The sequence below is a fragment of the Pseudomonas parakoreensis genome (genome assembly GCF_021602155.1).
GTDB lineage: Bacteria > Pseudomonadota > Gammaproteobacteria > Pseudomonadales > Pseudomonadaceae > Aquipseudomonas > Aquipseudomonas parakoreensis.
In genome coordinates this window covers 125,082-131,081 of the sequence record NZ_BQHY01000016.1, presented here as the reverse complement: position 1 = coordinate 131,081, position 6,000 = coordinate 125,082, and the positions used below count along the sequence as shown (strand labels likewise).

Annotated in this window: 5 protein-coding genes; 3 read left to right on the top strand and 2 right to left on the bottom strand. The window is 56.2% G+C overall.

Annotated features, from left to right (window positions below):
* The first annotated feature begins 376 nt into the window (after positions 1 to 376).
* The 3 genes from L6D63_RS22820 to L6D63_RS22810 all read left to right on the top strand — a co-directional run bounded on the left by L6D63_RS22820 (position 377) and on the right by L6D63_RS22810 (position 3,360).
* A complete protein-coding gene (locus L6D63_RS22820) occupies positions 377 to 1,684 on the top strand; it encodes an OprO/OprP family phosphate-selective porin (protein WP_009395904.1) in 1,308 nt (435 codons plus the stop codon).
* Between the two features lie 298 nt (positions 1,685 to 1,982).
* Entirely contained in the window at positions 1,983 to 3,008 is a 1,026-nt protein-coding gene (locus L6D63_RS22815; RefSeq protein WP_011953109.1) for a hypothetical protein, read from the top strand.
* Between the two features lie 127 nt (positions 3,009 to 3,135).
* Positions 3,136 to 3,360, top strand: coding sequence for a hypothetical protein (locus L6D63_RS22810; protein WP_131671859.1), 225 nt, complete (start codon positions 3,136 to 3,138; stop codon positions 3,358 to 3,360).
* Positions 3,361 to 3,452: 92 nt separating this feature from the next.
* On the opposite strand, the gene L6D63_RS22805 is transcribed toward L6D63_RS22810, so the two are convergent.
* A complete protein-coding gene (locus L6D63_RS22805) occupies positions 3,453 to 5,450 on the bottom strand; it encodes a heavy metal translocating P-type ATPase (protein ID WP_016497351.1) in 1,998 nt (665 codons plus the stop codon).
* Between the two features lie 202 nt (positions 5,451 to 5,652).
* On the bottom strand, positions 5,653 to 5,976 hold the full coding sequence (locus L6D63_RS22800; RefSeq protein WP_003253432.1) for a DUF2790 domain-containing protein: 324 nt from the start codon (positions 5,974 to 5,976) through the stop codon (positions 5,653 to 5,655).
* Between the last annotated feature and the right edge of the window lie 24 nt (positions 5,977 to 6,000).

The window sequence follows — 6,000 nt, the reverse complement described above, 5'->3', positions numbered from 1 at the left end:
GAGACATTAGCCAGTACCTGATGGGCCACTACAACTGGATCCGACCCCATCACTTCAACGATGGACTGGCTCCGGCGAAAGCTGAAGAAAAACTCAAAACCGTGTCCGGGATGAGTTGACCACTACAAAGAGCTTCTTTGATAAGAAGGACTGGCTTGTTCGGTAACAGTTTTGTTAGGTTTGAAACTCCTCCGTTAACACTACAGAAACACAACTGTCATATTCGCTTGCAACCTAGTCAGAGTGCTTAGAACAAAGGCATCTTGTTACAGCAGGTGACAACCGTGGCCTGCTCCCATCTGCAAGATAAATTTAGGCCGGCGCAGGGCGAAATATAACGTCGGTAGCTAAGCACTTAACATACGAGAGGCAAGCAATGATCCGTTCTTCGAACATGCGGGAAAAGCTGTTGGCTGCCGCAATAATAGGCACATTTTCCTCGCAAGCATTCTCCGGAACAGTAACCACTGACGGAGCTGACATCGTTCTGAAGACCAAGGGCGGTCTTGAAGTATCGACTTCTGACAAGGAATTCAGTTTCAAACTGGGCGGCCGAGTTCAGGCCGACTACGGCCGTTTCGATGGTGTCTTCACCAAGAATGGCGATACCGCTGACGCAGGCTACTTCCGTCGCGCCTACCTTGAGCTCGGTGGCGTGCTGTACCGCGACTGGAAGTATCAGCTCAACTACGACCTTTCCCGCAACACGGGCAACGACTCCGACGGCTACTTCGACGAAGCCAGCCTGACCTACACGGGTTTCAAGCCGGTGCAACTGCGCTTTGGCCGTTTCTACACCGACTTCGGTCTTGAGAAAGCCACCAGTTCGAAGTGGACCACCGCCATGGAGCGGAACCTCTCGTACGACCTGGCGGACTGGATCAACGACAACGCCGGCATGGGTGTTCAAGCCACCAGCACCATCGCTGACATGGCTTATGTTTCCGGTAGCGTTTTCAGCGAAACCAATAACAACTCGGATGGCGACAGCACCAAGCGCTACAACGTACGTGGCGTGTTCGCACCGCTGCACAGTGATGGCAACGTCCTGCACGTCGGTGCTCAGTACGCTTACCGCGACCTCAAAAACAGTGCGGTCGATACCCGGATTCGTTCGCGTCTGGGCGTCCGCGGTGTAGATACCAATGGCGGCGGCGATGCCGGCACCAACGGCAACCGCATGCTGTTTGGCGGTGCTGCTGCACAAGATGGCCTGTGGAAGGACGACTCGGTCTGGGGTCTCGAAGGTGCCTGGGCCACCGGCCCGTTCTCGGTTCAAGCGGAATACCTTCGCCGCAAGCTGAAAGCTGACCAGGCCAACAACGACATGAAGGCCTCCGGTTACTACGCCCAGATGGCTTACACCCTGACCGGCGAGCCGCGTATCTACAAGCTCGATGGTGCCAAGTTCGACACTATCAAACCAGAGAACAAGGAACTGGGGGCCTGGGAAGTCTTCTACCGCTTTGACGATATCAAGGTCGAAGACGGCAACCTGGTCACCGCGGCGGACCAATCGAACGAGCGCAAGGCCAAGAGCCACACGGTGGGTGTGAACTGGTACGTCAACGAGGCGGTGAAAGTCAGTGCCAACTACATCAACGTGCGCACCGACAACAACGAGAACACCGTGGGCGACGACAGCGGCAATGCCATCGTGACCCGCCTGCAATACGTCTTCTGATCCCTCTCATCAGTCTGACGTGAGAAAGCCGGAAGCGCTCAACGTGCTTCCGGCTTTCCTGTTTCTGGAGGTGATCAAGCATGGAGCGCCCTCCTCCTACCTGCTTTCGCTTACCGATGACCGCTCTTGCCAAAGCTCGGCGAATCTGATGTGATTGCCGCGTCGGGCTTTGCATGGTGGCCGTGCAAGCAAATCAAACCTGACTCCTATTCATGATTGAACCTGATTCGACGTCCAGCTTCGCGTCTAACGGCCCTACAAGCGCAGCTACCCCAACGTCGCTCATTAGGGGATAGTCATGTCTGCAAAAAAGCTGCTTCAACCTCTCGCTGCTCAGCTGCACGCCTCGTTCTCGGCTTCTGGCCGCCCGTACTCTCATCTGCACCTCCACCAGCTGTTCCACGCGGCCATCGGCTCCGTTGCACCGCAAGTTGCCATCCAAGACAAGCTGCCAATTCAGGTCTGTCGTGACAACGAGACACGGCAGTACAACCTCTACGCGGCGGTCGAGCGGGCGAAAACGTGCTTAGGATTGACCGATCTTCAAGCAGTCGGTGTGGCTGAAGAAGTCATTGAGGTGCTACGAACTGCGGGAATCGGCGTGAACCAGGTTCGCCTGCTCCTTGACCCCTCCTTCAGCTCGAAGACTCGCAAAAAGGCCTTCAAGGCTCTCTGCAAGAACCTGGATCTGAACGAGCTAGGCGATCGCTTCGTCCCCAAGACTGCCACGTTGGCCATCGCTGCTGGTATTGCGCCGCCTCCCAAAATGTCGTGGAAGGATCGCTTCGCCCTGGCTGCAAATTCCCCCATGCGGGGGCCAAGCGAGCTCATCAGCATGGTCAACCGGGATGAGTGTTATCTGTGGGTATTCCCACCGACTGACCATCATGCGACGGCTCCAGCGACGCATGACCGTTTCTTTGGTGAAAAGACCCACCCGAGCGCAGAAATGGGCATGGGGTTCAGCATCATCGATTCCGGCTGGACCCGCCCCAAGTACCCGCTATCCAGGCAGTCACAAGAGACCTTCATCCAGTATTCGCTTTCTGCGCCGATGTGGTCCTGGCGCGCACAAAGTGACACCTGGCGCCTGGGAAACATCCTGCGTTCAAGAATCCTTGACGGGGCTCCTTGGCATAACGAGCCTCTGAGTGACGTGCTTCCGAGCGGCCTTAAATCCCTGCCCCGGATCTATGGGTGCGAAACCTGCCGAACGCTGTTCATTGAGAATCACAGCGACTACCCGGATGTACCCACTCAGTGCCAATGCGGTGAGGCGAGCAGCACGGGTGACCAAAACGAGTCATCTGCTCTCAATAGCTGATTTTCCTTACGGTGGCGGGCTGAGCCCCCCGTTAGGGATTGGCTATGGGAGCGGGATTCGCTCACCCCAAACCTGAAGGCGCCGCCACCTAACCGAGCGATATGAGCTGAATGCTCGCGGAGTAGATATGCAAAAGAGTAAAAACAAACAGGACACCCTGGCGGCGATCAATGCGCTTGTCGAGATTGCGTATGATCAGGGATTTGCGGACGGATACGGAGTCGGCAATCAAGTCGGTTTCGTAGCCGGTGTCATGAGCCTCAAAGCTGCATTGGCCTGCGGCTTACGGCATGGCTCACCTGAGTGCGGAAAGGCCCTTGAAAGCCTCAAGCGCATCGGGATCGACGAGTGAGAGAAAAGTACGGGTCGTGCGCTGATCGCGCACGACCCGTACTTCTACTTCAGGTCATTTCCCTGCTTAGCTTCATGATTGAAGCTCAGGGATCAGGTGCTTCTGCGGTAGGCCAACAGGCGCAAGGCGTTGAAGACGACCAACAGTGTGGAGCCCTCATGGATCGCAACAGCGGCACCAATGCTCAAGCCCATGATGGTGGACGGAACCAGGATGGCCACAATCCCCAAGCTGACGAACAGATTCTGGTGGATGATCGATCGCGTGTGACGGCTCAGCCCCACCGCAAATGGGAGTTGCCTGATGTCGTCAGCCATAAGCGCGATATCAGCCGTTTCCAGGGCAACATCAGATCCAGCAGCCCCCATTGCGATACCAACGCTCGAACTGGCCATGGCAGGGGCATCATTGACGCCGTCACCCACCATGGCCACCTTGGCGCTAAGGCGCAGGTTTTTGATGGCCTTGACCTTGTCTTCCGGCATCAGGTCTCCCCACGCTTCATCTAAGCCAACTTGTTTGGCTACAGCCTCTGCAACGCGGTTGTGGTCTCCAGAAATCATGACCATGCGTTCGATGCCCATCTCTCTAAGCTTCTGGAGTGCCTCTTTGGCCCCCTCCCGGGGTGTGTCCAATAGCCCGATAGCGCCCAGATCCTTGTCAGCACGCCGTACCACCATGGTGGTACGGCCTGACTGACGTAGACGCTCCGCAGCCTCCAGGGCTGCCTTGCTGAGTGCGGGAATACCATTGGTACCGAACATCTCGACCTTGCCAATCCAGACGAACTGCCCATCAAGCTCAGCACGCACGCCGCGGCCAATCATGTTGCTCATGTTCTTGGCTTGGAATCGGCGCCGTGTGCCAATCATCTCTTCACCGTCACGCACAATTGCCGCAGCCAGCGGATGGTCGCTCATCGACTCCACAGCGATGGCGACGTTTAGCAGATCCTCGATCTGCGTGCCGCCTATGGGTATTACATCGGTGATACGTGGGCGCCCTTCGGTCAGGGTACCGGTCTTGTCGAATGCCATGGCATTCAATGATCCAAGCTCTTCAAGTGGCGCACCGCCCTTGATCAGCACGCCACCTCGGGCTGCCCTGGCGATGCCAGAGAGAATGGCGCTTGGTGTAGCGATCGCGAGCGCGCAGGGGCTGGCTGCAACCAGTACGGCCATCGCCCGGTAGAACGAGTCACGGAACGGCTCGTCAAGGAAAATGCCGGCAAATAGCAGCCCGACTACCAGCAGTAAAACCAACGGGACGAATATGCGTTGGAAGCGGTCCGTGAATCGCTGGGTCGGTGACTTCCTGACTTCGGCTTCACTGACCATCTTGATGACCCGCGCCAAGGTACTCTCCGTAGAGCGCCGGGTTACCTCAACCTCGATGAGCGTTTCGCCATTGATGGTACCGGCGAAGACTTTCGAGGCTGCATCCACTGCATCTGGCTTGCTGCGTGCGAGTTCGGCATCAGGAACAGGTTGCTTGTCCACGGGGACGCTCTCACCGGTTACTGGCGCCTGGTTGATACTTGAGGAGCCTACGACTACAAAACCATCGGCCGGCAGGCGGTCATTGGGGCGCACGATGACAACGTCACCGGGAACCAGCAGCTCCACGGGCATCTCCACCGTGCCATTTGCTCTGCGTACGATCGCGGTGGCTGGTGCGAGCTTGGACAGTGCCTCAATCGCTTTCTTGGCCCGCCCCATCGCGTAGCTTTCAAGGGAATGCCCCAGACTGAACAGGAACAGCAGCAGAGCCCCCTCCGCCCAGGCGCTGATGCTCGCGGCACCGACTGCGGCGAGAAGCATCAGCGAGTCGATCTCGAAGCGTTTCTGACGGATGTTGGTAACCGCTTCCTTAGTGGTGAACCATCCACCGAACACGTAGGCCGACACGTACAGAATCAGAGGCAGACGATCAATCAGGCCAAGTTTTCCTGCGAGAGCTCCGGCACCCAGGAGAGCACCACAGATCAGCGCGAAAATCAGCTCTGTGTTCATTCCAAAAATGCCGCCATGCTCATGGCTATGACCTTCATGCCCGGCTTGGTCATCAGGGCGTTCAAGCAAACTCTTCATAACTCGTCCCTTCTGGGGTCAAGGCTTCCAATTGCCCTCTGCAGTTGGGGAGCCGTCTCTGTTGGTTGGCTAAGATCTATTGCACGGTTTGCCCGAGCCCAGGCGTTAACATTTCGAAGCTATGGGGTATCGGGCGTAATAAAAAATGCCAGGCACTGCCTGGCATTTATGAATTCTCTAATTGTTCTGTTCAAATCGTTTACTACTTGTTGTTGATGCATTGCGAATACATCGAGTAACGAACAGTCTTGAGCGTGCCCTGGGAGTCCTCGAAGGTCATCAACCGTGGATAGACCTGGCAGGTACGGGGGTCCTGCGACTGACGTACGAATTTCGCAACGTCTATCTTCATGCCATATTTGTAATCCTGAATCTCTGGCATTGGCTTGCCATTTTTCTCCGCGTACTTGGCCACTGCGGTCTGGTGTTCCTTGGTGTATTGAAGCTGCTTGCTCTCGGAGAAAGTGTTGGCCTGCGAAGCCACCGAGAAAACAACAAGTGCAGCAGCGATAATTAGCTTTTTCATAAAACCCTCTCAATTTCAAAACTT